Origin of the sequence: Corynebacterium sp. KPL2861 (assembly GCF_040225475.1) — a bacterium.
In the GTDB taxonomy this organism is placed as follows: Bacteria; Actinomycetota; Actinomycetes; order Mycobacteriales; family Mycobacteriaceae; genus Corynebacterium.
In genome coordinates this window covers 132,141-158,182 of sequence record NZ_JBEHFW010000001.1, presented here as the reverse complement: position 1 = coordinate 158,182, position 26,042 = coordinate 132,141, and the positions used below count along the sequence as shown (strand labels likewise).

The 26,042-nt window shown below is 57.8% G+C and carries 21 protein-coding genes; 13 read left to right on the top strand and 8 right to left on the bottom strand.

Annotation, left to right across the window (positions count from 1 at the left end; genetic code table 11):
* Positions 1-4: 4 nt before the first annotated feature.
* Together ABRP84_RS00710 and ABRP84_RS00705 are read right to left on the bottom strand one after the other, a co-directional pair.
* Complete coding sequence (locus tag ABRP84_RS00710) at positions 5-1,555, bottom strand: sugar ABC transporter ATP-binding protein (protein WP_349852080.1); 1,551 nt, start codon at positions 1,553-1,555, stop codon at positions 5-7.
* Positions 1,552-2,541: a LacI family DNA-binding transcriptional regulator gene (locus tag ABRP84_RS00705; protein WP_349852078.1), complete on the bottom strand. Its 990-nt coding sequence runs from the start codon at positions 2,539-2,541 to the stop codon at positions 1,552-1,554. The genes ABRP84_RS00710 and ABRP84_RS00705 overlap by 4 nt, the downstream gene beginning before the upstream one ends.
* Before the next feature lie 121 nt (positions 2,542-2,662).
* Between ABRP84_RS00705 and ABRP84_RS00700 the strand changes: the two genes are divergently transcribed.
* From ABRP84_RS00700 to galK, 6 genes are all read left to right on the top strand, one after another.
* Complete coding sequence (locus ABRP84_RS00700) at positions 2,663-3,118, top strand: YdcF family protein (RefSeq protein WP_349852076.1); 456 nt, start codon at positions 2,663-2,665, stop codon at positions 3,116-3,118.
* A gap of 280 nt (positions 3,119-3,398) precedes the next feature.
* Entirely contained in the window at positions 3,399-4,298 is a 900-nt protein-coding gene (locus ABRP84_RS00695; protein ID WP_349852074.1) for an aldose 1-epimerase family protein, read from the top strand.
* 19 nt (positions 4,299-4,317) lie between these two features.
* Complete coding sequence (locus tag ABRP84_RS00690; protein ID WP_349852072.1) at positions 4,318-5,967, top strand: sodium:solute symporter family protein; 1,650 nt, start codon at positions 4,318-4,320, stop codon at positions 5,965-5,967.
* 10 nt (positions 5,968-5,977) lie between these two features.
* On the top strand, positions 5,978-6,220 hold the full coding sequence (locus ABRP84_RS00685) for a cell wall anchor protein (protein ID WP_349852070.1): 243 nt from the start codon (positions 5,978-5,980) through the stop codon (positions 6,218-6,220).
* Entirely contained in the window at positions 6,220-7,314 is a 1,095-nt protein-coding gene (gene galT / locus ABRP84_RS00680) for a galactose-1-phosphate uridylyltransferase (protein ID WP_349852068.1), read from the top strand. Before ABRP84_RS00685 ends, galT begins: the two co-directional genes overlap by 1 nt.
* Positions 7,307-8,533 carry a galactokinase gene (gene galK, locus ABRP84_RS00675; RefSeq protein ID WP_349852066.1) on the top strand — a complete coding sequence of 409 codons (1,227 nt, stop codon included), beginning with the start codon at positions 7,307-7,309 and terminating at the stop codon, positions 8,531-8,533. The genes galT and galK overlap by 8 nt, the downstream gene beginning before the upstream one ends.
* Before the next feature lie 20 nt (positions 8,534-8,553).
* Here galK and ABRP84_RS00670 read toward each other — a convergent pair whose 3' ends face one another.
* Positions 8,554-9,606, bottom strand: a complete 1,053-nt coding sequence (locus ABRP84_RS00670) for a ribonuclease HI (protein WP_349852064.1) — start codon at positions 9,604-9,606, stop codon at positions 8,554-8,556.
* A gap of 412 nt (positions 9,607-10,018) precedes the next feature.
* Between ABRP84_RS00670 and ABRP84_RS00665 the strand changes: the two genes are divergently transcribed.
* The 3 genes from ABRP84_RS00665 (at position 10,019) to ABRP84_RS00655 (ending at position 13,099) form a co-directional block, all read left to right on the top strand.
* The gene (locus ABRP84_RS00665; protein WP_349852062.1) at positions 10,019-10,969 is read left to right on the top strand and encodes a DUF559 domain-containing protein; all 951 of its coding nucleotides are present in this window, start codon (positions 10,019-10,021) and stop codon (positions 10,967-10,969) included.
* A 196-nt stretch (positions 10,970-11,165) separates the two neighbouring features.
* Entirely contained in the window at positions 11,166-12,329 is a 1,164-nt protein-coding gene (locus ABRP84_RS00660; protein WP_349852334.1) for an NRAMP family divalent metal transporter, read from the top strand.
* Positions 12,320-13,099 (top strand): putative hydro-lyase, encoded by a 780-nt coding sequence (locus ABRP84_RS00655; protein ID WP_349852060.1) that lies wholly within the window; start codon positions 12,320-12,322, stop codon positions 13,097-13,099. The genes ABRP84_RS00660 and ABRP84_RS00655 overlap by 10 nt, the downstream gene beginning before the upstream one ends.
* 20 nt (positions 13,100-13,119) lie before the next feature.
* On the opposite strand, the gene ABRP84_RS00650 is transcribed toward ABRP84_RS00655, so the two are convergent.
* The gene (locus ABRP84_RS00650) at positions 13,120-13,737 is read right to left on the bottom strand and encodes a GntR family transcriptional regulator (RefSeq protein WP_023025481.1); all 618 of its coding nucleotides are present in this window, start codon (positions 13,735-13,737) and stop codon (positions 13,120-13,122) included.
* 144 nt (positions 13,738-13,881) lie between these two features.
* On the opposite strand from ABRP84_RS00650, the gene ABRP84_RS00645 reads away from it, so the two are divergent.
* Complete coding sequence (locus ABRP84_RS00645; RefSeq protein ID WP_349852057.1) at positions 13,882-15,015, top strand: ATP-binding protein; 1,134 nt, start codon at positions 13,882-13,884, stop codon at positions 15,013-15,015.
* A gap of 30 nt (positions 15,016-15,045) precedes the next feature.
* On the opposite strand, the gene ABRP84_RS00640 is transcribed toward ABRP84_RS00645, so the two are convergent.
* From ABRP84_RS00640 to ABRP84_RS00630, 3 genes are read right to left on the bottom strand one after another with little or no spacing between them, the layout of a single operon-like run.
* Positions 15,046-16,833, bottom strand: a complete 1,788-nt coding sequence (locus ABRP84_RS00640; RefSeq protein ID WP_349852055.1) for an acetyl/propionyl/methylcrotonyl-CoA carboxylase subunit alpha — start codon at positions 16,831-16,833, stop codon at positions 15,046-15,048.
* Positions 16,823-18,424 (bottom strand): 5-oxoprolinase subunit B/C family protein, encoded by a 1,602-nt coding sequence (locus tag ABRP84_RS00635; protein ID WP_349852053.1) that lies wholly within the window; start codon positions 18,422-18,424, stop codon positions 16,823-16,825. The genes ABRP84_RS00640 and ABRP84_RS00635 overlap by 11 nt, the downstream gene beginning before the upstream one ends.
* A complete protein-coding gene (locus tag ABRP84_RS00630) occupies positions 18,424-19,185 on the bottom strand; it encodes a LamB/YcsF family protein (protein WP_023016886.1) in 762 nt (253 codons plus the stop codon). The genes ABRP84_RS00635 and ABRP84_RS00630 overlap by 1 nt, the downstream gene beginning before the upstream one ends.
* Positions 19,186-19,535: 350 nt before the next feature.
* On the opposite strand from ABRP84_RS00630, the gene ABRP84_RS00625 reads away from it, so the two are divergent.
* The 3 genes from ABRP84_RS00625 (at position 19,536) to ABRP84_RS00615 (ending at position 24,083) form a co-directional block, all read left to right on the top strand.
* Positions 19,536-20,810 carry an SLC13 family permease gene (locus ABRP84_RS00625; RefSeq protein ID WP_349852050.1) on the top strand — a complete coding sequence of 425 codons (1,275 nt, stop codon included), beginning with the start codon at positions 19,536-19,538 and terminating at the stop codon, positions 20,808-20,810.
* A gap of 337 nt (positions 20,811-21,147) precedes the next feature.
* On the top strand, positions 21,148-22,710 hold the full coding sequence (locus ABRP84_RS00620) for an AbgT family transporter (protein WP_349852332.1): 1,563 nt from the start codon (positions 21,148-21,150) through the stop codon (positions 22,708-22,710).
* Positions 22,711-22,712: 2 nt separating this feature from the next.
* A complete protein-coding gene (locus ABRP84_RS00615) occupies positions 22,713-24,083 on the top strand; it encodes a M20 family metallopeptidase (protein WP_349852048.1) in 1,371 nt (456 codons plus the stop codon).
* On the opposite strand, the gene ABRP84_RS00610 is transcribed toward ABRP84_RS00615, so the two are convergent.
* Positions 24,080-26,026: a fructose-specific PTS transporter subunit EIIC gene (locus ABRP84_RS00610; protein ID WP_349852046.1), complete on the bottom strand. Its 1,947-nt coding sequence runs from the start codon at positions 26,024-26,026 to the stop codon at positions 24,080-24,082. The genes ABRP84_RS00615 and ABRP84_RS00610 overlap by 4 nt on opposite strands.
* Positions 26,027-26,042 lie beyond the last annotated feature (16 nt).

Genomic DNA, 26,042 nt, shown 5'->3' with positions numbered 1-26,042 from the left:
TTCCTTATTTTGTAGAGGCGGAAGGTGGTGTGGCGGATTCGGTGTTGACTGCGGAGACTTCCGTAGCGGCAGCTACGTTGGAAACGGCAAGTGCCATGACCTCGTCTTGAGTGGAATCCTTGGGTAGCTGTCCCACCAGCTGGCCCCCGGACATTACGAGGATGCGGTCAGACATACCGAGAATCTCAGGCAGATCCGAGGAAACCATGAGTACTGCTCCGCCTTCTGCAGTTACTTCGTTGATGATGTTGTAGATTTCTACCTTTGCACCAACATCGACGCCGCGAGTTGGTTCATCAAGCAATAAGACTCTGGAGCCGGCCAGTACCCACCGACCGAACACAGCCTTTTGCTGGTTACCACCCGAGAGATCACGGATGGGTTGGTCCAGCCCGGCCATCCGGATCCGAAGGGTTTCGGCAACCTCACCGGCTCGTCGGTGTTGCCCCTTGCGGTCTGCGAGCCCTGCCTTCGCCGTGGGATACAAGGTGGCAAGACCAAGGTTGTCGGATACTGAGACATCGAGGATCAAGGCCTGTGATTTACGGTTTTCCGGAATATGGCCTACCCCTGCGGCGATGGAGGAACTGATATCGCCGTTGGGTAGAGCGTTTCCTTCGACATGTATCGTGCCCGAATCATACGAATCCGCCCCGGCGATAGCGCGGATAATCTCTGTACGGCCCGCTCCCACAAGGCCGGCCAGCCCGACCACCTCGCCGGCGCGCACTTCAAACGAGACATCGTGAAATGCGCCTTCGGAGGACAGGTCTTTAACTTCAAGCAGTGCCTTACCAGGCTGAGCCGAAGCTTCTCGCGGATACTGGTTTTCAATCTCACGGCCAACCATAAGCCGCACCAGCTCGTCCTTATCGGTATCAGCGGGGACTTCAGCGATGAAGGCTCCGTCTCGCAGCACACTGATGGTCTCTGCGATTCGCGCCAGTTCATCGAGGTGATGGCTGATAAAAACCATCGCGACGCCCTTGGCTTTCAGGTCCTCTAATACCGTGAAAAGGGCATCGACCTCCTTGCCCGTCAATGCCGCGGTTGGCTCATCAAGAATGAGGATGCGCGCATTCATCGATAGGGCTTTGGCTATTTCTACCAATTGCTGCTTGGCGATGCCCAGCTCGCTTACCGGTTGATTTAAATCAACGTCCAAGCCGATGAGGTCTAATGCTGCTTTAGCTTGTGCTTTGAGGTGTTTTCTGTTGACTAGGCCAAACTTATTCGGCGTCCGCCCGAGCATGATGTTTTCTGCCACAGACATCGTGGGAACGAGGTTGAGCTCTTGATGGATTGTGGCGATGCCAAGCGCTTCGGAGGCTTTGGTATCGGGGATTTTTACCTCGGATCCATCAATGAGGATTCGTCCTGCATCCGGCTCGTGTACGCCTGCGATCATCTTGATGAGTGTGGATTTCCCGGCACCATTTTCACCGAGGAGGGCTTGAATCTGCCCATAGCGTACGTCTAAATCTACGCCTTTGATGACCTCGACTGGTCCGAAGGACTTAGTAACGTTGTCGAGTTTGAGGACGATATCGCTCATGTGTGTTCTCCCTGCACCTCGTGGGCTGTGGACATCCGCGGAATATAGCGGGTGGGAAGGATTTTTCCTTGGGGTTGCCGTTTATCTTCGATGGATGCGATGAGTTCAGCAGCGGCGGTTCGGCCCATGCAGGCGACATCTTGGTCCACCACGGAAATTGGGGCCGCTTGAAACCGCAGATAGATAAAATCATCGAAACCAACGAGCGCTACTTCTTGGCCGATGGCTTTACCAGCGTTATGACAGGCCTCTAATGCGCCGGCAGTCATCATGAAATCCCCGGCAACAATTGCGGTGACTTCTGCTTGCAGCAGTTCGATGGCGCCCTTATAGCCTTCCTTGTGCCGAAAGTTGCCTTGATGGATGTGTATATCCATTCCCTGAGCGGCCTGCTTAAACACCTCGAGGCGCTGGCGGCCAGTAGAAGTTTCTTGCGGCCCCGAGAGATAACCAATCTTGGTATGGCCCTTGTCCTTGAGTTGGGCCACGGCGTCGTTGATTCCAGGGGAGGGGTCTGAAACCACGGATGGCAGCGAGTAGAGTTCGCGGTCAATGAGAACGAGGGGGCGTTGTTCCTGCGATTTCGCCAGGGCATCCTTTGTTCCAGCGAGCGGTACGGCGATGATGCCGTCGACTCGTCGTTGTCCCAATGCTTCCAATGCTGTCACTAGGCGTTCCGGATCTTCCCCGCAACTGGTAATGATGGTGGCGATACCTTGGGTGTTTGCTTCTTTTTCCACCGCCGCTGCCATGGCAGCGAAGTAGGGGTTATCTAGATTGGGAATGATGAGCCCGATGGCGTGTGAGCGCGCGCTGCGCAGAGCCCTCGCCTGGGCATTGGGCCTGTAATTAAGCTTTTCAGCGACGTCTTGAACCCGGGTCCGCGTGGCCTTTGAAATGGAGGTATTTCCCGCCAACGAGCGTGAGGCGGTGGAAATGGACACCCCAGCAGCCGCGGCGACGTCTTTCAGCGTGGTTGTAGCCATGCCGAGCTCCTCATAGATGGGGAATAAACGACTAAGTGTGCAATCGTTTGCACGATTATTTTAACTCTACGGTTTGGCTCTTATCAGTGTCAAGGGTTCCCGCCGGTCTAAGCTAATAATCATGGATAATTCCCAGCGCGATCCGCTCCTTGTATTGGGCTCCCGTGTCACCCACGGCCATCCGGGCGCCATGCTGCGGTCTCGCTTGGATAAGGCACTCGAGCTCTATTCTGGGCAGACGGTCATCGTCTCTGGCCGAGGGGAAGCGGGCGCGATGGCTGAGTACTTGTTCCAGCGGGGTGTGGATCCTGCGGATGTACTTGTGGAACCGGCCGCTACCAGTACAAATGAGAACCTAGAAAACGCGCACAGCCTCGCACCAGATGCTGTGTTGCAGGTGGTTACCAACGATTTCCATGCACTGCGCACCACATTGTGGGCTTGGCACTTGGGGATCGCGATTAACGTTCATCCCGCGCGCACGCCGTGGCTTTCGATGCCGAGCAATTACCTGCGCGAGGTTGTGGCGACCCCGCATTCCGCGGCGCGCATCCTGTGGCGGCGACTGTGCAAGTAGTGGGAAGCGATTGTGCAGGGGGTGATCTCGTCTGGCTTGGACTGCTGGGAGGCCAGTATTCCTCGCATTCTGGGGGAGAGGTAAAAATCAATCTCAGGCATGTGGGTACGCAATGGTGTGGGTATGTACACCGCAGTAGCCCTGAAATGGGTCAATCTTGCAGTGGCCGAGCTGGCCAAATGCTCCTTTTAAGGAGATGGTTGTGCAAACGATTGACTTGATTTTGCGCGAGATCTTAAGCTGATTTCAATCACACGTTATAGCCAGAAAGGTCGTTAATATGACCGGTTATACATCGAATGAAGAGCGCGCCGACATTGAGTGCGTCAGCATCTCTCATGGCGATTACTTAGCCGAAATTGCCCTATGGGGCGGCGGCGTGAAGTCCCTGACCTTTCAGGGACGGCCGCTGTTAGAAACCTATAAGGACAAGCCCCCGATGATGGCCGGGGTGGTAATGGCGCCGTGGCCTAACCGCACCGAAGACGGTCAATTCACCTGGCAGGGTGAGCACTACCAGCTGGGCATTACAGAACCAGAGCGCAATAACGCTATTCATGGGCTTGCAGTGAACTGGTGGAAGCTAGTTAAACAGCATAAAGACGAGGTCACGCTAACTTTTAGCATTGGGCCCCACAATGGCTGGCCTTGGACTGTAGAGCTAGTGGCCACCTACGCCGTGGATGACAGCGGCTTGCATTCTCATGTGAAGGCCGTGACCGAGCACGCCGAGGAGATTCCATTTGCTTATGGGCTTCACCTTTACTTGTCTGCGCAGGGTGCACCCACGCACGAGTGCGTGCTCAACCTGAATGTGGATGAGCACCACCTTCTGGGTGAAAGAAACCTGCCCACCGGGCAGGTGGAGCCAGTGGAGTTGCTGGAACAGCCGCTAGACAGTGTGGATTGGGATGATTGCTTCCATGGTAACGGACCTCTCGTAGCGGATTACACCGCTCAGGGCCGTGGGGTTCGTCTGGAAATGGATCCTGGTTTGGAGTGGGTGCAACTGTATACGCCAGAAAATTTCCCCCGGGATACAACTCCTGCGGGAAGGGCCCTCGCAGTCGAGCCGATGAGTGCGCCGCCTAATGCCCTGCGAAGCGGGAATGGTCTCGTATCTCTTGCTCAGGGGCATTCCCAAACTTTTAGCCTGCTCTTGTCTGCCGTAGAAAAATAAAAATCGAGAAAGGTCAGCGATGGAAACAGCTGAATCCGTATTGAGGCTGGATGCCTCATGGGTGGACTACCTGTTGGTAGCCATTTACTTCCTATTCGTTTTGGGCATCGGCTGGGCGGCAAAGGCCCGGGTCTCAAACTCCATTGACTTCTTTTTATCTGGTAGGGGACTTCCGGCCTGGGTAACTGGGCTGGCCTTTGTCTCTGCCAACTTGGGTGCGGTGGAAATTATCGGTATGTCCGCCAACGGTGTGGAATACGGCTTCCAGACCATGCACTACTTCTGGATTGGCGCCGTACCGGCCATGGTTTTCCTCGGCATCGTGATGATGCCGTTTTACTACGGCTCCAAGGTGCGTTCGGTTCCGGAGTTCATGCGCAAGCGGTTTGGTAATGCGGCACACTTGGTGAATGCGATTTCCTTTGCCATCGCTCAGTTGCTCATTGCCGGCGTGAACCTCTACCTTCTAGCCACCATCGTAGAAGCCTTGCTGGGGTGGCAGATGTGGGTATCTCTGCTGGTAGCCGGAATTATCGTGCTGTCCTACATTACATTGGGTGGCCTGTCTGCAGCCATTTATAACGAGGTATTGCAATTCTTCGTCATCGTGGCTGCGCTCGCACCTTTGACGATTATCGGCCTCAACCGAGTCGGCGGATGGAGCGGCTTGAAAGATGCCGTTGCTGATGAATCGCACTTTCACACGTGGCCGGGCACGGAAATTTCCGGTTTCGAAAACCCCGTTTGGTCGGTCATCGGAATCGTCTTGGGTTTGGGCTTTGTGCTGTCTTTTGGTTACTGGACCACGAACTTCGTAGAAGTGCAGCGAGCAATGGCCTCAGATTCCATTTCCGCTGCGCGCAAGACCCCGATCATCGGTGCCTTCCCGAAGATGTTTATTCCATTCTTGGTGGTAATTCCGGGCATGGTGGCTTCAGTATCGGTTGCGGACCTGATGGAACAACGGGCTGAACCGAATGATGCCATCTTGTTGCTGATGCGTGATTTGCTGCCTAATGGCCTCCTGGGCGTGGCCATTGCGGGCTTGTTGGCATCCTTTATGGCCGGTATGGCCGCCAATATCTCTGCCTTTAACACAGTTATGTCTTATGACATCTGGCAAACGTATGTGGTTAAGGATCGTGAGGACGATTATTACCTCAAGTTTGGACGATGGGCTACGGTGGCGGCGACGGCGATTGCGATTTTCACCGCATTGTTGGCGCAAAACTTTGGCAATATCATGGATTACCTGCAAACGCTCTTTGGATTCTTTAATGCGCCGCTCTTCGCCACGTTCATCTTGGGCATGTTCTGGAAGCGAATGACCCCGCATGCCGGTTGGTCTGGGCTGGTTGCTGGTACGGCATCGGCCATCGTGTTCTGGTATATCGCTACTTTCACCGATGCCATCAATCTGCCAGGCCAGGGCACCGCGTTCGTGGCTGCCGGTGTCGCTTTCGTAGTGGACATCCTCGTTTCCATCATCGTCAGCATGTGTACCCAGCCCAAACCGGACAGCGAGCTCGTGGGCTTTGTTTCTTCCGTGACGCCGAAGGGCCACTTTGAGGACTACACCGAAAAGTCTTTGCCGTGGTACCAGCAAACTATCCCATTGGGCATTATCTGCCTCGCCATGGCCGTCGGCCTCAATATCATTTTCGCCTAAGGAGTAGCTTATGTCTGAAAAACAGCACGCAGGCGCATTCGACCTACGCAACGTGATTGGGGCCTTATTAGGCTTGTACGGCCTCATCCTCATCGCCTGTTATTTCTTCCTCGACCCAGGCATTAACCCAGAAACAGCCATGCCAAAAGAAGCAGCGGATAACTTGTGGGCAGGCCTCGGAATGCTTGCCGTAGCGGTACTATTCGCCCTTTGGGCCCGCCTTAAGCCCATCCGGATTCCAGGAGAAGAGTAATGGTTGATATCACCCATGCCACGCTTGCCGATGGCCGTGAGATCATCTACTTCGACGATAAACCTCACCCCGATCGCGTGCTTGACGATGCCCGCGATATCCCCGCCGTCGCCCCCGCCTCTGAAATGCGCCGCGACCCGTTGACCGGCGATTGGGTGGCTTTTGCCGCACACCGCATGAACAGAACCTTCATGCCGCCGGCAAATGAAAACCCTCTAGCCCCGACGCGGCCGGACCAACTGCCAACTGAGATTCCCAGCCCAAGCTATGACGTAGTGGTTTTTGAAAACCGCTTCCCCTCTTTTTCCACGGCCGCCACGATTGAGGAGCCAGATAAAGATGAGCTTATCGGTATGGTCCCGCGTTTGCCCGCCCATGCCCGTTGCGAGGTGGTGTGTTTTACCGAAGATCCAGCCCTTTCATTTCGGGATCTGGCTGAGTCCCGCATTCGCACGGTGATCGAGGCCTGGGCGCACCGCACCGCGGCACTTTCTGCCATCGATGGGGTCCAGCAGGTCTTTCCCTTTGAAAACCGCGGGGAAGAAATCGGGGTTACCCTCCAGCACCCGCATGGCCAGATTTATTCTTACCCATTCCTTTCCCCACGGTTGCGCTCGATTGTGGATTCGGTTCATGCCTATGATGGCGATCTTTTTCAGGATCTCCTCGATAGGGAACGGGAAGCAGGCAATCGCATTATTGCGGAGACTGAGCATTTCACTGTCCTTGTTCCAGCGGCTGCTAAGTGGCCGCTGGAGGCGATGGTGCTACCGAATGAGGGCGTCCCAGACTTTTCTGCGCTGAATGAGGAGCAACGCGCCGATTTAGCACCCCTGTTGAAAAAGCTCTATTCCGCAGTTGACCGCTTCTTTGAAGGTGTGGAAAAGACCCCATATATTGCTGGATGGACCCAAGCTCCGGTGGATCCGTCTATCCGCGAGGGGATCCGCATGCACCTGCAACTATTTTCGCTCATGCGCTCGCCGCATCGCATGAAGTACCTTGCCGGTTCTGAATCTGCACAGGGAGTGTGGATTAATGACACCACGCCGGAACGTATTGCCGCGCGATTCAAGGAGGTTTGGGATGCCTAAATGGTTTACTGCGCGCACGGACGAGGAACTCGCAACCGCTGCCCATCGGCTTTTCGTGGAGACTTTCGCTGAAGATGAGGCAGGTGCTGCTGCCCCTGAGCCGGTGGGGGTGTGGGCGGCTCCAGGGCGGGTAAACCTCATCGGCGAGCATATTGACTATGCCGGTGGCGCATCCATTCCTTTTGCCTTGGAACAAAATACGGCCGTAGCTGTGCGCCCGCGTACAGATGGCGCAATACGCATCGCTTCGGAATTCGATGGTTCCGTCGCTCAGGCCTGTGTTCCGCTTTCTAGCGTGCAACCGGGGCATCCTGTTGATTGGTCAGGCTACGTCGCTGGCACCATCTGGGCGGCGGTCGAGGCCGATTTATTGCAGTGCACTGGGCTCGATATCGCGATTGTATCGGACGTTCCTGTTGGTTCTGGTCTATCCAGTTCTGCAGCGTTGGAGTGCTCTATTGCCGTAGCAGCTTATGAACTCGACCATGGGTGTTTACCCGATGATGCTGCTAGAGCGCAGCTCGTCCAAGCCTGCATCCGTGCTGAAAATGAGGTGGTGGGCGCTTCCACCGGGGGACTGGATCAAAATGCCAGCCTCTTTGGGCAGCGCGGAAAGGCACTATTCCTCGATTTCGCTACCGGAGCCGTCGAACGCATCCCCTTCGATATCGCCTCTCAAGATTTGGTGCTGCTTATCGCAGATACTAATGCGCCCCACACGCTGTCTGATGGCCAATATGCCTCTCGCCGAGGTGTTATCGATGACGTGCAATCTGCGGCTGGGTGCGTTATCCGCGATATTCCGGATGCGATAGACTTCGCTGCGACCTTCGCCGAAAGGTCCTCGCACTCGGCCGAGCTTTACCGCAGGCGCGTGCGCCATGTGGTGGAGGAAACCGAGCGCACCTTGAGTGCTGCTTCCGCCTTATGCGCCTCCGATATGGACACATTTCGCCAACTGATGCGCGATAGCCATGTCTCGCTGCGGGATCTTTACGAGGTCACCACGCCCGAACTCGATTCTGCTTTTACCGCGGCGGGCGAGTTCGGTGCGCGCATGACTGGCGGTGGCTTTGGCGGCGCGGTTATTGCCTTAGTGGCGAAGGACGATGTGGATGCGACCGCGCATGCAATTGAAAAAGCAGCAGCAAAGCAGGGTTTTCCTACTCCGACCTTCGTGGTGGCCCAGCCTGGTGAGGGCGCGCGCCGATTACAATAAGCGTGCTGCGGCGGTAACCGTTACCGGGATTTTACCGCCTTGAGCGCCTTGCTGATCCCGCTTTGCAAAGTAGGCCGTGATTGCTTCATGGGGTGGGCAATGGCGCGCAGCCCCATATACGCAATCTGATCGGCGGCGCGATTGAGCGGATCCCCGGCATGGCCGAGCACCCGGCGGATATCCACCTCGCAATTGCCTTCTATGTCGCCCCAGGCCTGTTGGAATCGGGAGCGCGCGCCAGACGATACCCCTCGCCACGTGCGTCCCGGGCGGGCGGCCTTCGAGCCTTTCTTGTACAGGATGTGGTTGACCGCATCTAAAGCCGCAACAGAGTCGGATTCGATCACGGCCTTCGTCGCACCTACTTTGCGCAGGTACTTTAATGCGAGCGTGAGCGCTTCCAATTCCAGTTCATCCGTGCTGGCTTTCGTTTCGCGGGTGCGCAGGCGGTAGTCACCGTTGCCCGCCACGAAACACATCGAGCCCTTGAATACGGTATCGGAGGAGGCGTCGGTAGCGATGCGTACCACCGCGCCTGCCGGCCACGACGTCGTGTGCGAGAAGTTTGGCCACCATTTCGCCTCTGGCGTTTCGACTTGGTTGACTTCCTTCTTTTTCGGTGCCTCGCCCAGCTTGCGGGCCTTACGCGCGGTCAAGCCAGCTTGTTTGCGGCGTACGGAGCTCGCGCTTGCCGATGCCCGATTCTCCCCCGCAAAGCTCCCCGTCACCGTATAGCCGCGCTTTTCGAGTGCCGCTCGTAGCGCATTTTGCCTGCGCCCGGTGACAATCCAGGTGCGCCCGTCGATTCCGCGCAGGGCGCGCTGTAGTTCGCGTACTGCAACTTTGACGATATCGCCCTTTTTGATCTGGCCTTTGCGCACGAAGCGCGCCTGCTTGGTGTTGACCGCGATGACCCACCCCTCGATGGTTCCATCCTCCGCTGAATCCCAGCGCTCATCCCACAGGGCGATCGCCACATGGACCGGCGCAGACATCATGTCCTTGGTGATTTTGCGGGTGCCGTAGGTGCGCGATTGCGTGCCGGTAAGTGCTGAGAGCTCGAGGGGTTCCATTGGTTCTAGTAAATCACGCCCCATTCCAGCGGTGAGCTGCACGCGCCTGATGTGGACTCGATTCGTGACTGTTCGCGATAGTTCTAGGACTCGTTGCGGTCCGTCCCGCAAAAGCGCCGCAAATACCTGTGCAAAAGCCTCCTCAGGATGTTCCGCAACCGGCTGCTTAAAGGCCTCTTCAGGTTGCTCCTAAAAAGTGCAGGGTCCTATGCAACATTTGAAGAGAATTTGCGATATTTGAGGCACCATTTTGCTCAGTTATTGCAGTGGAGGTTGAACATAGGAGCCTGACCTTCCAACCCTGACCAAAGTGACTAACAATTTGACCTTCCGAAATAGATACTGCCGTCTGCTCCGTGCACCGTCACCCGTTCAATGCGAATCCCTTGCGGAAACCTCAGAATCTGACCATTTGGAGCAATACGCCGGGCAGTTTCTCGAGGAAGCCACGAAGATAAAAAGCATGTTAAATCATGAGTTAATTAATCTACGTTATGCAGGTTCAACTAGTCCTTACTATCCCGCGTTGTACAAGGGCGAATTAAAGCGAGTCGCTCCATGGATTGCAGTAAAAACGACGACGTGGGAAAGCTGGCCATGGCATAAGCAACAGCTTGCCCTTACTTTAGGAGCCGGCCTAAGTGCGCACCGAGCGTCATTGGTGGCTAAGTCAGCTGCGCGTATTTGGGGGATATGGGTGATTCCGCGGAGAAACGAAGTTGTTGAACTCGCTTCACCTTCAGGAAGTATCCCACCGAAAACGCAGTGGCCGCGAAAGTATTACCGAATGTCACGTATAGAGGAGACCTCGGTGGAAAGGTCTGGGGTTCGGGTAACGAATCCTGCGCGGACGTGCTTGGATATCGCCAGGCTACGTGGGTTTGCGGAAGGGCTTGTTGCAGTCGATTCTGCCTTGCGTGCGGGCCTGGTCTCGGTAGAAGAACTGAAAGAAACTCAGGCAGCAATGGCTCGGATGAAGGGGCCTATCCCCATGAAAATGGCAGTTAAGCATGCGTATGCAGGATCCGAATCACCGTACGAGTCGCTTTTGCGGGCGTTAATTATTGAAAGGATTCCCGCTGCCACTGTGTACCCACAATTTCGCGTATTGGGAAAGTACCGAGCCGACTTATGTATCGATGGATGGCTCATTATCGAGGTCGACGGGGATACCAAGTATGACGGCACCTATGGAAAACCGCCGGAAGCGGTGGTCAAAGAACAAATGCGTCGGCAACGCGAAATCGAAAACCAGCAATTTACGGTATTGAGGTTTGGGCCAAAAGAGCTGGTCAATGACCCAAATAGGGTAGTGGAGACAATAGTTGAATACTTGGGGCGAAAGGCGGGAAAAGTAGCGTAGATCACCCCCGAAGCACCCCTAGCTATAGATGTTGTTGAACAACCTCCGTAATAACAATTATGATGATGCGAATCACATTTAAGAGAGACCGGCGTCACGAAAGGTGAAACTAGTGAGTGCTGAAAAACAAGCTTCCGCCTCGGCACAGGCGGATGCGCAGGCGGATGCGAAAACCCCGCCCAAGGGCATTGGCGCCATGGCGGGCGCCATGTTCCTCATGGCTACCTCGGCCATTGGACCGGGCTTTTTGACCCAGACTTCGGTCTTTACCGTCCAGATGGGCGCTTCTTTTGCCTTCGCTATCGCGCTGTCCATCTTGGTAGACATCGCCATCCAGCTTAATGTGTGGCGCGTGCTCTGCGTGACGGGAATGCGTGCCAATACCTTGGGCAATACCGTCCTGCCCGGATTGGGCTGGGTGCTCGCAGGCTTCGTCTTTTTCGGCGGGGCGATTTTTAATATCGGGAATATCGCCGGCGCAGGTTTGGGCCTGAACGCGATGCTGGGCATCGATGCCCGCATCGGTGGCGTCATTGCGGCTGCGATTGCGGTGTTCATCTTCCTCTCCCGCCGTGCTGGAATGGCGTTGGACCGCCTCGTGGCCGCCTTGGGCGCGGTAATGATCCTGCTTATGTTGTATGTGGCCATCGTCAGCCAGCCGCCGGTAGGGGAGGCGCTTAAGAATACCGTCGCGCCGGGTGAAATCGATTTCTTCGTCATTACCACCATCATCGGCGGCACCGTCGGTGGCTATATCACTTTTGCCGGCGCGCACCGGTTGATCGATGCGGGCTTATCTGGCGTTGAAAACGTCAAGAACATTACGCGCACCTCCGTCAGCGGCATCATCGTCACCGGTATTATGCGCATGCTGCTCTTCTTGGCGGTATTGGGCGTGGTGGCTACCGGCGTCACGCTAAAAGAAAATAATACTGCCGCCGATGCCTTCTACCACGCGGCCGGTGAATTTGGCCTCCGCGCATTCGGCATGGTGCTCTTTGCTGCGGGCCTATCTTCCGTCATCGGTGCCGCTTATACCTCGGTATCCTTCGTGACCACCCAGAAAACCCCGGCCCGGACCCGCAATATCTTCACCGTCATCTTCATTACGGTCTGTACGGTCATTTTTGTAATAATCAACTCCGCGCCACAAAAGCTCTTGATCTTCGCCGGTGCGATTAACGGGCTCATCCTTCCCATCGGCTTCGCCCTGGTGATGTGGGTGGCTTGGCGCCGCAAGGATCTGCTGCAGGGCTATAAGTACCCAAAGTGGCTGCTTATCCTTGGCGGCCTGGCCTGGCTGCTTACCATTTTCATCGGCCTTCGCGCAGTCTCAGGAATCACAGCGATATGGGCATAATGCACACGCCAGAAGAGGTGCGCGAGTTCGCGCGCACCCACGAGATGACCACCACCGCCGGGCATGCGCGGGGTTACATGCAGGCCAACCTGCTCTCGCTGCCCAGCGCATACGCCTTCGACTTCCTGCTTTTTGCTCAGCGCAACCCCAAGCCGTGCCCCATCGTCGGTGTTCTGGAGGCGGGACAGTACACCTCTGATCTCCTGCCTGGCGGCGATATCCGCACCGATATCCCGGCCTATCGCATCTTTGAGTATGGTGAGCACACGGCCACGCTTGCTGATGCCACCTCCCATTACACCCCCGACATGGTCAGCTTCCTTATCGGATGTTCGTTTACCTTTGAAACGGCGTTGGTGGATGCGGGCATCGAGATCGCGCATATTAAACAGCAACGCAATGTGCCGATGTACCGGACGAATATTCCTACTACTCCTGCGGGCGTATTTTCCGGACCGATGGTGGTATCGATGCGCCCGATTCCGGCATCGCAGGTCTCCGATGCGGTGCGCATTACCTCCCGCTATCCGTCCGTGCATGGCGCGCCGGTGCACGTGGGGGATCCGGCGGCCATCGGTATCGCGGATTTAGCTCATCCAGACTTTGGTGATGCGGTGGATATTCCAGAAGGTTGCCTGCCCGTCTTTTGGGCGTGTGGGGTTACTCCGCAGGCCATCGTGATGGAATCAAAGCCAGAGCTGGCCATTTCCCATGCGCCGGGCAAGATGCTGGTGACCAATGCCCGCGATGCGGAGTACCTCATCCCATAGGCATATACCCCGCCGCTTAATTAGTCCGTGAAGGACAAGATGGTATCGCAAGTTTCTAAGAGGCTATCGCGCAAGTGTGTGGTGGCCTCTTCCCGTTTTCCATCCGCGATGAGCGTGGCCACATCAACGTTGCCTTGAATGTGCTCGGCGTGCAGCTGCGGGTAGCGCGGGATGACCAATAAAAAGGTAAGCCGCATGCGCGCGAGCAGGTTGCTCATCTGCTCATCCAAGGTAGCGGAACCTAGCCCTGCTACCAGTGCTTGGTGGAAGCGCTGGTTGATGGAGGAGACTTCCTGAGGCTTATTGCGCTTCGCGCACTCGAAGGCGGAGGAGGCGAGGGAGATGAGCGAGGGGGCATCGGCAAACGCGCCCCACCGCGCGGCGGACGGCTCGATGGCGGCGCGGGCGGCGAATAAATCGCGGATATAGGCGGAATCTGGGGTGGCGATGAAGACGCCGCGGTGAGGGATGCGCTCGACCAGGCGCTCGGCGGCGAGCGTGGTAAACGCCTCGCGGAGGGTATTGCGGGAGCAACCGAATTGCTCAGCCACCTTTACCTCACTGAGTTGCTCGCCGGGCTGAAAATTGCCGGCCGACATCTCTTGGCGCAAAGCGGTGGCGACGGACTGGGAAAGCATGACCCTTACCTTACTGAATGGGTGAGGCGTCAACGGCCATTCCGTATGACTTAAAGATCTAAAAGTTCTAAAGAGGCGGCGAAGTTCTAAAGGATCTAAACTGAAGTCATAGTTCTAAAGGATCTAAATGGAAGGTCTGTCAGAGTGATTCCGGATAAGAATCCTTTTCGCCCCAGTTTCGGCGCGTCGCCGGTGCAGTTGGCCGGGCGCGAATTTGAAATCAGCTCGTTTAACTATGGGCTGGTGGGCGGTGTGGGCAGCATGCAGCGCGCCTTGCTAGTCAGCGGTACGCGCGGGGTGGGAAAAACGGTACTTCTCAATGAGTTTGAAGAATCCGCGCGCCGCCTTGGGTGGGTAGTTATCCGCGCCTATGCGGATGCCCAGATGGTGACGCAGTTGCGCGATTCCACGATTCCGGAAGCCATCGAGGAGCTGGACTATACGGAGACTCCTGGCCGCAAGATCACGGGATTCTCGGTGGCGGGCGTGGGATCTGTGACGACGCAATTGCCCCACAACCAGGCCCAGCCCAGCCTGGTCTCGCGGCTGCGCAGCCTCCTGAAGTCCGCGCGTGCCCATGATGCGGGCGTCTTGTTGACGGTTGATGAGGTGCAAGCGGCCAGCGTGGATGAGCTTGCACAGCTCGCAACCGCCATCCAGGATCTCATTCGCGACGAATACGATATCGCCTTCGCCGCCGCGGGATTGACGTTTGGGGTAGAAGAGCTATTGGAGCATGAGGGCACCACCTTTTTGCGTCGCGCTCAAAGGCTGGATTTGGGGCTGCTTGATGATGCCACCGTGGCCGAATCTCTGCAGAGCACCGCTACCGCAGCTGGGCGCGGTTTCAGCGAGCACGCTTTAAAAGAGGCGACCGCATTGGTGCAGGGCTATCCGTACCTATTGCAGCTGGTCGGCGCTTTGGCGTGGACCCGTGCGGTACTCGATGGGGCGGATGCCATCGAGGAGCGTCACGTGTCCTCCATTGCGCGCGAGATTCCAGCGCATATGGGCAACCAGGTGCACAGGATTGCGTTGAAGAATGTTCCTGACGCCCAGCGCGCTTTTCTCAACGCCATGGCGGAGCTGGAAACCGAACACGGGGCTGATATTCCCACCGGTGCCATCGCGGCGCACCTGGGCAAGACTCCCAATGCCATTTCCATGGCCCGCAAGCTGCTATTAGAGCGCGATCTCATCGCTAGCCGCCGCTATGGAACCGTGCGTTTCCTCTTGCCCTACCTTGGCGAGTATTTGCGCGGCCAGGCGCCCAGGTAGGTGCGCGGGCCAACCGGCAGGCAGCACGCGCTAGTCGATGGTCGCAATCACCGTCGCGGAATCCAGGCGGTCGCCCTCTTCAGCAAGGATCTTGATGGTGCCGCCGCGCGGGGCCTTGATGGCAGATTCCATCTTCATGGCCTCGACCGTGGCGATGGAATCTCCTTCGGAGACGCTATCGCCATCGGATACATTCCAGGTCACGAGGTTGGCCTCGAAGGGGGAGGTGACCGCGTTATCGTCGGTAGATTGCGCCCCGGCCGTCGAGGGGGCGGTGGCATCAGAATCACCCGCGGCGCCCGCGCCAGCGCCGGCACCAGCACCAGCGAGGAAATCCATGGGCACGCCGATATTGACGAGCTTGCCGTCGATTTCTACCGCGACCGTCCGGCGCTTGGTGTAGATTGCCTCGACCTTGTCTACCTGGTTGGCGGCAGAAGGCCGGTAGTTGTGATCGAGCCAGTCAGTAAAGACGCCGATGTCGCTGGCACCGGCATCGGCCTCAGCGGAAGACGGGGTACCAACGAGCGCGGGTTCGTCCATCATGTCGCGGTGGAAGGGCAGCACGGTGCGCACGCCGGAGACGTCGAATTCGCGCAGCGCCTGCCGCGAACGGGCGAGGGCTACCTCGCGCGTGGGTCCCCAGACGATGAGCTTGGCGATGAGCGAGTCATAGTACGGCGGAATGATAGAACCCGAGCGGACAGCAGAATCGACGCGGATGCCGGGGCCAGTGGGTGGCTCGAATGAGACGATGGTGCCGGGGCAGGGGGCAAAGCCGTTGAGGATGTCCTCGGCATTGATGCGGAACTCGAAGGCGTGGCCGGTGGAGGCTGGATCCTCAGCGATGGAAAGGGGCTCGCCCGCGGCGATGCGGAATTGCTCAGCGATGATATCTGTGCCGGTAACCACCTCGGTCACGGGGTGTTCGACCTGGACGCGGGTATTGACTTCCAAGAAGGAGATGGTGCCATCCTCGGAAACGATGTACTCCACGGTGCCGGCTCCGGTATAGCCCACGTGGGAGCAGATGGAGCGGGCACCTTCGATGATGCCGGTGCGCTGGGCATCGGAAAGCGCGGGCGCCGGGGCCTCCTCGATGAGCTTTTGGAAGCGGCGCTGGGTGGAGCAATCGCGGGTGCCCAGCACGCGAACGTTGCCGTGGGTATCCGCCAGGACCTGCGCTTCTACGTGGCGCGGGTGCGTCAGGAACTTCTCCACGTAGCACTCGGCGCGGCCGAATGCCTCCATGGCCTCGCGCCCGGCGGAGTTGAAAGCGCCCTCGATCTCATCCATGGAGTCCACGACCTTGAGTCCGCGCCCGCCGCCGCCATAAGCGGCCTTGATGGCAATCGGCAGGCCGTGCTCCTCGGCAAAGGCGCGGGCCTCCTGCCAATCATCAATGGGATCGGAGGTGCCCGGAGCCAGGGGCGCGCCGACCTCTTCGGCCACGCGGCGGGCGGCAATCTTATCGCCCAAAAGCTCGATGGATTCCGGCGAGGGGCCGATCCAGATCATGCCGGCATCGGTGACGGTGCGGGCAAAGTCGGCGTTTTCGGAGAGGAAACCGTAGCCCGGGTGGATAGCATCCGCACCGGCGCGCACTGCAATATCCAGTAGCGCCGGGATATTCATATAGGTATCGGCGGCGGTATTGCCGGGCAGCGCATAGGCTTCATCGGCAACCTGGGTGTGCAGGGCGCCGGCGTCGGCCTCGGAATAAATGGCGATGGATTTAATGCCCAAGTCGCGGGCCACGCGGGCGATGCGCACGGCGATTTCGCCGCGGTTAGCAATGAGGACGGTTTTAATCTGCATTTTCTTCTCCAGTATTTAAAGCTTGGGGTGCCACGAGGCGGAAGGTCACGCGCGCGCCGGGCGGGAGCTGCGCGGCGATGTCGATATCTTCCTCCAGCACGGTGGCGATGACGGGGTAGCCGCCGGTGACCGCGTGGTCGCGCAGGAAGACCACCGGCTTGCCATTCGGCGGGATCTGGATGGAGCCGGCCACCATTCCCTCAGAGGGGAGCTCGCCGTCTTTCACGCGCTGCACGGTGATATCGGAAGTCTCTGCGCTGCCTTTAGCCCCGGAAAGCCGCAGGCCAACGCGGTTGGAATCAGAGGAAACGACCCATTCGGTATCCAGGAAGGTGGAGATATTATCGCCAAACCAGTCATCGCGCGGGCCCAGCACGCAGCGCAGCGTCGCGCGCGTTTTTCCGGCGGAGTCAGCGGATACGCGCAGGGGGTTGACCAATTGTGCATCCGTCATGCCGGTGGAGCGCGGCAGCACACCGATGACATCGCCGGTGGTGACGGGATCGGGGCCGAGGCCAGAAAGGACGTCGGTGGCAGAGGAGCCGAGCTCGGACTCGGCAATAATGCCGCCGCGAATGGCCACGTAATTGCGCATGCCCACCGTTGCGGCACCGACCGTCACTGTCTGGCCGGCGGTTACGAGCACCGGGCGGGCGAGGTGCACGGGCATCTCACCCAGGCGGACGCGGGCGATGGCACCGGTCACGCAGATGACGGTATCGGTCAGCGCGCGCAGCTTAATGCCACCGATATTTTCTAGCACCGTAGCTCCCCGCGGGTTGCCAACGGCAACATTCGCGGTTGCCGCGGCGGCGTGGTCGGCGGCACCGGAGGGTGTTACGCCCAAGTCACCTACGCCGGGGCGGCCAAGGTCTTGAAAAAGCGTGAGCAGGCCGGCATCGAGGACCTCCATACGGGGCAGGCGGGCCGGCGAACGCTTGGATTCCGCGCTGCGATCCACTAAGTCCGGCAGCTCGTCCACGGCGCGGTAGCGCACCCGGTCACCGGGCTGCACCAACGCGGGTGGGTTCGCGTGCGAATCCCACATCGGGGTATTGGTGGTGCCGAGCAGCTGCCAGCCACCTGGCGAAACGCGCGGGTAGACCGCGGAGAACTCACCCGCGATGCCTACGGCACCAGCCGGAACGGCCGTGCGCGGATCGGAGCGGCGTGGCACGGCCTTGGCTTGGGCCGGATCGGAAGGCGCGCAGTAAGTAAAGCCGGGGGCAAAGCCACCAAAGGCGGCGGTCCATTCGGTAGAGGTATGCCAGTCAATCAAGGCCTCGCGCGACATGCCGAGGAGCTCGGCGGCGGCGTCGACGTCTTCGCCATCGTAAAGCACGTCGATGTCGACCGTGCGCGCCTCTTTCGCGGTAGCGGCGGCAGGGGAGAAGTCCGTCAGAAACTCTGCGGCCGCGCGCGCGGAATTCGGCGCTTCAAAGGTGATGAGCAACGTGGTGGCAGCGGCGATGCAATCCACCTGGTTCTTCAGCGGTTTAGCGGACAGTGCCGCATGCCACGCCATGACCTGCTCAAGCCCGTCCAAATCAATGAGGAGGGCGCGGGTGCCAACGAAGTGAATATGCGGCATTAGATAAAGCTCCGAATGTCGATTCCTTCCGCGCTGAGGCGCTCGACCACACCGCGCAGCAGTTTCACGGAGCCCGGCGAGTCACCGTGGGTGCACACGGACTGGGCATCGACATCGAGCGTGGTGCCATCGATGGCGGTAATGGAGCCGGTTTGGGCGACTTCGAGCACGCGCTTGACGACATCCCCTTCATCCCCCATCACCGCATTGTCCTGCTTGCGTGAGACCAGCGTGCCATCGGGGTTGTAGTTGCGATCCGCGAAGGCCTCGCGGATGACGGTGAGGCCTTGTGATTCTGCAATATCGACGGCGAGGCCGCCTGGCAGCAGCATCACGGGGAGGTCACCGAAGGCCTTGATGCCTGCGATAACTCCCTTGGCTTGTGCCTCGTCCTTGACGATGGTGTTGTACATCGCGCCGTGCGGCTTCACATAAGACACCCGCGTGCCATTGGCGCGCGCCAGCGCATCGAGCGCACCAATTTGGTAGGTGACCTCGTCCGCGAGCTCCGCTGCGTTGTAGTCGATGAAGCGGCGGCCAAAACCGGCCGGATCGTTATAACCCACGTGTGCTCCGACCGTTACTCCCGCACGCGCCGCGGATTTAAGGGTCTGCGCAATGGAGTGCGGATCACCGGCGTGGAAGCCGGTGGCGACATTGGCGGAGGAGACCATCTCCAGCATCGCGGCATCATCGGCTACCGGGTTGCCGGCGGTGGTTTCACCCAAGTCCGCGTTGAGATCAATGTGGAGCGAAGCCATTCAACACCATCCTTAATTGTTGAACAATAAGTGTGGATCCAAGTGTAACCCGTGCCACTGCCATTTGTGAAGGCGGTTACTTTTTTGGGGGCGCGTATCCAGCCATCTGAATGCCCCCTCGGTGGTGATTTCTGGGAGTGTCCAAAGCGTTCGGGTTATTGTGCTGGCGGTGGGGTGCTTGCGAGGTGGCGGAGACCCCTAGCCTTGTTTCTCAATAAGTGGGACTAGTTGCCCGTCATATGGAATGGGAGTGTAAACTTTTCCTCGAAAGCGGCCTACACCCCTGGCCATTCTCCGCCATGCTCCACCCATGAGCAGTGGCATTCGATACCGCACGTGAGACTTCCGCTATGTCTTTACAAGCCGTAACTGTCATCGTTCTCATCGCCATCTTTCTGCTGGGGACGCTGCGCAATATTAACCTAGGAATACTTGGCTTAGCTGGCGCTTTTCTTGTTGGTTATAAGCTACCCGCTTTTAATGAGGGCGGCACGGATCCGCTCGATTCCATCTTCGCGGGCTTTCCCGTAGACCTCATGTTTGCCCTGATGGGGCTTACATATCTCTTTGGTTTTGCGCAGCACAACGGCACCATTTCCCTGTTGCTGAACTGGTGTATGCGGTTGGTGCGCGGTAACCGGGCGGTCATGCCGTGGATCTTCTTCGCCATTACCGGGGCCTTCATGTCCATCGGTGCCATCTTCTGCATCGGTGTCATTTCCCCTTTGGCGCTGCCCTTTGCTCGCCGCTATCGAATCAACCCGCTCATGATGGGCATGATGGTCTTCCACGGCGGCATGGCGGGATTGCTTTCACCGCTCAGCGTTTACGGCATTTTTGTTAACAGCACCATCCAGAATGCGGGACTCGAAGCATCGCAAACGCTGCTCTTTATTATCGCCATGCTCTTTAATGTATTCATGGGCCTCTTGGTCTATGTATTTTTAGGTGGGCGAAAACTCATCGGGCAACAGTGGGATTCGTCGATGGAAATCCATTCCGAGGGCGATCAAGGACAGGATACTTCCGCAAAAGTGCAGCCTTTCCAGTGGCTGACCCTTGCCGCGCTGGCCGCGCTGGCCATTGGGGCGGGAATTTTCAGCCTCGATATTGGTCTTCTCTCCATCATATTGGGAGCCATCCTGGCGGTGATTAAACCGGGCGAGTCGGTCAAGGCGCTCAATAACGTTTCTTGGGGGACGATCGTCCTGGTAGGCGGCATGGTGACCTATATTGAGATCCTTGAAGCCGCCGGTACCGTTGACTCCCTTTCGGGTGCCATAACCGCGCTTGGCGCGCCAGCCCTTGGGTTATTGCTCATGTGCTACCTTTCGGGAATCGTTTCGGCGCTTGCTTCCTCTATTGCCACCATCGGAATTGCAATGTCTATGGCCACGCCTTTCTTGACCGACGGCACCTTGCCGGTTGTTGGTACTGCAGCCGCCATCGCCATTTCCGCCACCGTCGTAGACGTGAGTCCCTTTTCTACGAATGGCGCAATGGTGCTTGCCAATGTCCATCCCGGGCACCGCGACCGTGTATTCAAACAGATGCTGATATACTCCGGCGTGGTCATCGCTCTCAGTCCGCTGTTGGCGTGGTTGCTGGTTTTCTTGCCGTTCTAAAGTGTTAGCGCTCTCACGGCCCGTTAGGCGCTTTATGCGCTTGGCGATGCCCCATTTGTGTCCTTCATCCGGTAAGAAATAGGACAAATTCCAGGCTTATGCCCAGCGTGTGAGTAAATTTTGAATGAAAACGACATATGTGATGTGTATTACTGTATGCTGCGATTTATTATGTTGAACTCACCCATAGGAGAACGTAATGTCCGTCGAAAACCCCGCTGGGAGACCGCAGCAAGATAGTACAAACACAGATACCAGAAATGCTGACCTTGATACGACACTGCTAACGAAAGGCAACGACAGCGATAGCGGTCAAGGCAGCAGTGAAAAGAAAGGAATGGTCGATAAATTCCTTTCTGGAGTGGAGTTTCTGGGCAATAGACTCCCCGAACCCTTTACGCTCTTTTTGATCCTCTTTCTCCTCACCGGTGTGGCTTCTTCCATCATGGCCTACCTCGATGTTTCTATTGAAGTTCCCGGATCAGAAGAAACTTTGAAGGTAAAGGGACTTTTTACCGGTGAAGGAATCACCTGGCTGACTACAAACCTCGGGGCAAACTACATCGGCTTTCCTCCGCTGGTTACCGTTCTTCCAATTCTGTTGGCAGTCGGAGTGGCAGAGCGCTCTGGCATGCTTTCTGCAGTCATTCGAAAGCTTTTCGGTTCTGCTAAAAAATGGGCGCTGCCTTATGCTGTGGGGCTCATTGGCGTCACAGCATCTATCATGGCCGACTCCGCCTTTGTGGTAGTCCCGCCATTGGCCGCAATGGTATTTAAGGTTGCGGGACGACACCCCGTGGCGGGTCTCATCGGCGGCTTTGCTGCGGTGGGCGCCGGTTATTCCACTGCTTTGGTCCCCACCTCTCTGGATGCCCTCTTTGCCGGCATTACCAATGCCGTGATGGACACGCTGCCAGGGATGGATTTTATCAGCGTGAATGCGGTATCAAATTACTTTTTCAATATCGCTTCTTCCATTGTATTGGGCATCTTGGCGGGATTTATTACCGATAAAATCATTGAGCCGCGCATGTGGCGCCAAAAGGTGCCAACCGAGGAACAGATTGATGAGAGCGAAGCGAAAGGCCGTGGTGATCGCGATTCTGAAGGAAACGAGCTCAAGGCAACATTGAGTGCGGTGGAAATGCGCGGCATGGTGGTGTCACTTATCGCCATGGTCATTTTAACCGCCGTGAGTTTTGTCTCGGTCTTGCCAGAATCATCGCCCTTCCGCAATGAGGGCGGTGGCTTTTTGCCAAAGTCCCCGCTATTGGACTCGATCGTGTTTATCGTCTTCGCCTACTTTTTGGTGATGGGTGTTTCCTATGGCGTGGTGGTCGGCACCGTAAAGAGCATTAAAGACCTCGTCGACATGATGGGCGGCGCCTTAAAGGACATGATGGGTTTTCTCATTCTTGCCTTTATCCTGGGCCAATTCGTCGCCCTATTTGCGTGGTCCGGCATAGGCACGTGGACGGCAGTTAAGGGAGCAGCATTCTTAGAAACCATCGGATTGAATGGTTTCGCAGCCATCTTGGCTTTTATTATTCTCGCATCTTGCCTGAACCTACTGATTATTTCTGGCTCAGCCATGTGGACTCTGATGGCAGCCGTGTTCGTTCCCATGTTTGCCCTTTTAGGGTATGAGCCGGCCTTCGTGCAGGCAGCTTTCCGAGTAGGGGATTCGGCCACGCAAATCATTACGCCGTTGAACCCTTATATGATTGTCATGTTGGGGCTCTTGCAACGATACGAACCACAGGCTGGTCTTGGCACACTCATGTCGCGGTTGATTCCCTATGTCATTCCGTTCTTTACCGCATGGGCTATTTTGCTGGCGATTTGGTTCTATGCGGATCTGCCATTGGGGCCGGGCAACTCCATCATGATTGAGGGATAAATATGTCACGACCATCTAGGCCATCTACCGCCTATGTTGACTCTGTGGGACAGGACATCGCGGCGAAGGTTGCTAAGGCGAAGCCGCCGGCGCCCTTCCACGAGACGTACGAGGGCCAGACTAGATACTGGCAGCAGTGCGCGGAGAGTGCTGATTCTTTCCGTGAGATACTTGCTCATATCGTGCACGACTTACATGCGCACCCAGAAACCGCTTTTGCAGAGCATCGGTCGATGGCAGTGTTGGCGGAAATAGTAGACAACCAAGGACATGAAACGGTCCGCCGCGCATATGGCGTAGACACCGCTTTTACTGCACAGGCCTGCAGTGACAACTTCGATCCGCAGGTTCATCCAACCGTGGCAATCATGGCCGAATACGATGCCCTGCCGGGCATCGGCCATGCGTGCGGGCATAATGTAATTGCGGCAGCGGGAGTGGGTGCCTTCCTCATCGCGGCGCGGGTGTTGGCGCGGTCGGACGTGGAGGGGCGCATCATTCTGCAGGGCACCCCGGCTGAAGAGGGCCATACCGGCAAGGAATACATGATTCGCGGCGGCAGCTTAGACGAGGTGGACGCGGCGATCATGGTGCACGGCTTCGGCTACGATATTGCGTCGCACGCGTGGGTGGGGCGCAGATCCGCCACGATTGAATTTCATGGCGTGGCGGCCCACGCCAGTTCGCAACCTTTTATGGGCCGCAATGCGCTCGATGCGGCGAACTTGGCGTATCAGGGAATGGGCTTGCTGCGACAGCAGATGCCGCCGTCGGACCGCCTTCACGCGATTATCTCTGCCGGTGGAAAGCGCCCGTCCATCATCCCAGAGCACGCCGCCGTGGAGGTGTACGTGCGCTCCCTAGGAACGCAGACGTTGCTCGATCTTTCCGGGAGAGTCGAGGAAATCGCGCAAGGGGCAGCCCTGATGGCGGGCTGTGGTGTGGAGATCCACTGGGATCCACATCCGATGTCCCTCCCAGTGCGCAATAACGAAACGCTTGCGGCGCGGTGGGCGCGCACGCAAGCCCAACGTGGACGTACGGCGTTGCCGGCCGGAACTGTGCCGGATACGTTTGCTGCCTCCACCGATTTTGGCAATGTCTCTCACTTGGTGCCGGGGATCCACCCGATGGTTAAGGTCTCGCCGGAAGAAGTGGCCCTGCATACCGAGGACTTTGCAAGGTGGGCCAATACGGAATCTGCGGTGGATGCCGCAGTAGATTCCGCTGCGGGCCTTGCCCAAGTAGCTATGGATTTCTTGGGAGATGCAGAATTGCGTGATCACGCCACCACCGAGTTTGCCCGCGCCGGCGGAAAGGTATCGGTAGAACAGCTCCTTTCCGGACAGACCGAGGGCAAGGCAGAAAACTAAGACTCCACGGCGGCTTGGGGCTCGACTTGGAGGACAGAGGAGATAATCCCTTCTGCTTCTTCGCGGGAGTTGGCCGCGTGCAGCTGGGTGCGAAAATCCTCCCTCATGATGGCGCGGGCGAGGGTGGACAGCAGCTTCAAGTGCTGTTTTCCGGCGTCATCGGGAACGGCGATGAGAAACGCTAAGGTCGTGGGCTCTTCGCGGCTTCCCCAGGTGACACCGCCCTCGGGAAGCCGGGCGAAGGCCAGAGTTGGTGCGGAAACGCCGGCGGAGCGAGCGTGCGGGATGGCCACGCCGTGGCCCACGCCGGTGGAGTGTTGGGCCTCGCGGTGAAGGGCGGCATCGGCAACCGCGGCGGCGTCGTTAATGCGGCCATCGGTGGCGGCGAGGGAAATGAGCGACTTGATGACGTCCTTTGGATCGGAACCGAGCGGTTCATCGAGGCTGATGGTGGAGGCATCGAGAAGTGGGAGCACGGTGGACTCCGCAGTGGCTTCGTCTGCTTCTGGGGAGCGTTGGGTCAGGCGAATGAGTAGGAGCATGAGCGCGGCACACACGGCAACGCCGCAGAGCATGGACAGGAAGAACCACGCCACTTGGTCCACCGCGCCGAGGACGGCGACGATCGGGCCGCCGTGCATGACATGATCTTGGACCCCGAACGCGCCCGCCATTGCACCGGCCACAGCACCACCGACGACGTTGGCCGGGATGACCTGCAGGGGACGCGCCGCCGCTAGGGGAATGGCGCCTTCGGTGATGCCGAAAAATCCCATGAATAGCGCGGCGATACCGGAATCGCTTTCCGCCTTATTGAACCAACCGCGGCGCAGGAGGGTGGCCACGCCCACTGCGAGCGGCGGAACCGCAATCGCGGCGGCGGCCATACCCATCGGGGCTGCATTTCCCGCGGCGATCATGCCGCCGCCAAACAGGAAGGCAGTCTTATTGAACGGCCCTCCCATATCGAAGGCGATCATCGCACCAATGATAAGACCCAGCACAATCGCAGACGAGCCCTGCAGCCCGCCGAGGTATTCGGTCATGGCCTCGAAAGCGGTGGCAATCGGCGCGCCGATGAAATAGATGAAGGCTAGGCCCACTATCAGCGTGGTAAAAATCGGGATGACGATAATCGGCCAAATCGGCGCGATGAACTTGTGCACCGGAATCTTCTTGATCGCGAGGGCCACGTAGCCGGAGAGAATACCGGTGACGATACCGCCCAAGAATCCGGCGCCAGCCTCGGACCCATACAGCGAGCCGGTCGTGGCGATGAGCCCTGTGATAAGCCCCGGCGCTAACCCCGGCCTATCCGCGATGCCGACGGCAATGTAACCAGACAAGACCGGCACCATCAGCGAAAAAGCCAGGCCGCCGAGCTCATTGAGCGTATTCCAGAAGCTATCTTCAGGTATCGACAGCCCCTCTGGCGTGGGTGTGCCGCCCAAGGACAGCGCCACGGCGATGAGCAATCCGCCGGTGACCACGAAAGGAATCATGTGGGAAACGCCATTCATCAGCGCCTTGTACATGGTCTGCCCAATACCGCGCAGCCCCGCATCTTCCGCAGCGTCCTCCGCCTCGCTTTCCGATGCCCCCTTATCCTCACCCTTCCACGCTGCTGCCTCCAAGGACTTGGTTAACAGCCGCTCTGGGTGCTTGATGGCCTCGTCCACACCGGTGGCCACCAAGCGCTTGCCGTGGAATCGGTCCTTCGCGATGGTCGTATCGGCACCGATAACAATCGAATCGGCTTCCTCGATGTCTTGTGTACTGAAGATGCCCTCCACGCCGATAGAACCGTGCGTTTCAATCTTGATGCGGTAGCCCAGCTTTTTGGCGGCGGCCTCCAAGTTCTCGGCGGCCATATACGTATGGGCGATACCCGTTGGGCACGCCGTTATGGCGAGAATGAAAGGCGAAGAATCTGATGTGCTCATACTCTTATTAAAGGCA

Bases quoted from the DNA above. Each gene is read 5' to 3' on its own strand.
- ABRP84_RS00650 (WP_023025481.1), bottom strand. From the start codon at position 13,737: ATGCTTTCCCAGTCCGTCGCCACCGCTTTGCGCCAAGAGATGTCGGCC.
- ABRP84_RS00640 (WP_349852055.1), bottom strand. From the start codon at position 16,833: ATGCAGATTAAAACCGTCCTCATTGCTAACCGCGGCGAAATCGCCGTG.
- ABRP84_RS00685 (WP_349852070.1), top strand. From the start codon at position 5,978: ATGTCTGAAAAACAGCACGCAGGCGCATTCGACCTACGCAACGTGATT.
- ABRP84_RS00700 (WP_349852076.1), top strand. From the start codon at position 2,663: ATGGATAATTCCCAGCGCGATCCGCTCCTTGTATTGGGCTCCCGTGTC.
- ABRP84_RS00615 (WP_349852048.1), top strand. From the start codon at position 22,713: ATGTCACGACCATCTAGGCCATCTACCGCCTATGTTGACTCTGTGGGA.
- ABRP84_RS00660 (WP_349852334.1), top strand. From the start codon at position 11,166: ATGGCGGGCGCCATGTTCCTCATGGCTACCTCGGCCATTGGACCGGGC.
- ABRP84_RS00625 (WP_349852050.1), top strand. From the start codon at position 19,536: ATGTCTTTACAAGCCGTAACTGTCATCGTTCTCATCGCCATCTTTCTG.
- ABRP84_RS00635 (WP_349852053.1), bottom strand. From the start codon at position 18,424: ATGCCGCATATTCACTTCGTTGGCACCCGCGCCCTCCTCATTGATTTG.
- ABRP84_RS00695 (WP_349852074.1), top strand. From the start codon at position 3,399: ATGACCGGTTATACATCGAATGAAGAGCGCGCCGACATTGAGTGCGTC.
- ABRP84_RS00655 (WP_349852060.1), top strand. From the start codon at position 12,320: ATGGGCATAATGCACACGCCAGAAGAGGTGCGCGAGTTCGCGCGCACC.
- galT (WP_349852068.1), top strand. From the start codon at position 6,220: ATGGTTGATATCACCCATGCCACGCTTGCCGATGGCCGTGAGATCATC.
- galK (WP_349852066.1), top strand. From the start codon at position 7,307: ATGCCTAAATGGTTTACTGCGCGCACGGACGAGGAACTCGCAACCGCT.
- ABRP84_RS00610 (WP_349852046.1), bottom strand. From the start codon at position 26,026: ATGAGCACATCAGATTCTTCGCCTTTCATTCTCGCCATAACGGCGTGC.
- ABRP84_RS00690 (WP_349852072.1), top strand. From the start codon at position 4,318: ATGGAAACAGCTGAATCCGTATTGAGGCTGGATGCCTCATGGGTGGAC.
- ABRP84_RS00630 (WP_023016886.1), bottom strand. From the start codon at position 19,185: ATGGCTTCGCTCCACATTGATCTCAACGCGGACTTGGGTGAAACCACC.
- ABRP84_RS00620 (WP_349852332.1), top strand. From the start codon at position 21,148: ATGGTCGATAAATTCCTTTCTGGAGTGGAGTTTCTGGGCAATAGACTC.
- ABRP84_RS00670 (WP_349852064.1), bottom strand. From the start codon at position 9,606: ATGGAACCCCTCGAGCTCTCAGCACTTACCGGCACGCAATCGCGCACC.
- ABRP84_RS00705 (WP_349852078.1), bottom strand. From the start codon at position 2,541: ATGGCTACAACCACGCTGAAAGACGTCGCCGCGGCTGCTGGGGTGTCC.
- ABRP84_RS00710 (WP_349852080.1), bottom strand. From the start codon at position 1,555: ATGAGCGATATCGTCCTCAAACTCGACAACGTTACTAAGTCCTTCGGA.